This window comes from Roseateles chitinivorans (genome assembly GCF_002761755.1).
In the GTDB taxonomy this organism is placed as follows: domain Bacteria; phylum Pseudomonadota; class Gammaproteobacteria; order Burkholderiales; family Burkholderiaceae_C; genus Roseateles; species Roseateles chitinivorans.
In genome coordinates this window covers 1-425 of record NZ_PEOG01000163.1, presented here as the reverse complement: position 1 = coordinate 425, position 425 = coordinate 1, and the positions used below count along the sequence as shown (strand labels likewise).

The 425-nt window shown below is 73.9% G+C and carries 1 protein-coding gene; it reads right to left on the bottom strand.

The window, feature by feature from the left end; all coding sequences use genetic code 11:
* Positions 1 to 425 (bottom strand): baseplate wedge protein (locus CS062_RS26535; RefSeq protein WP_158238933.1); only part of this gene is annotated, 425 nt, incomplete at both ends.

The following is a 425-nucleotide window of genomic DNA, read 5'->3' as shown; positions in this document are numbered from 1 at the left end:
TCATCGCCGCGCCACTCGACCGAGCCGGCCGTCGCTTCGCGGCCCTCGGCCCGCAGCGCGATCACGCGCGCGTCGACAACGCCCGGCACCGCCAGCACGACGGCCGTCAGGTCGGACAGGAACAGCCGTTCGGCCGCATGGCCGGCCTCCGATGGCGGTGCGTCCTCGATGAAGCCATGTCGCGGCGCCGGACCGGTGTAGATGTCCTCCAGCGACCGGCCCTCGCGCAGCAGCTCGTCCAGCGTGCGCGAGACGGCGGCGCGCGCGATGTGGCGCGCGCAGCGGTCGTAGACCTCGGCCAGGATGTCCACCGCGTCGCGGGGTCCGGCGATGTCGATGTCGGCATGCAGGTCGCAGGGCACGTCGCGCAGGCGCACGATGTCCGGCGCCAGGTCCTCGCCTTCACCGCGACGACGGCCGAAGGC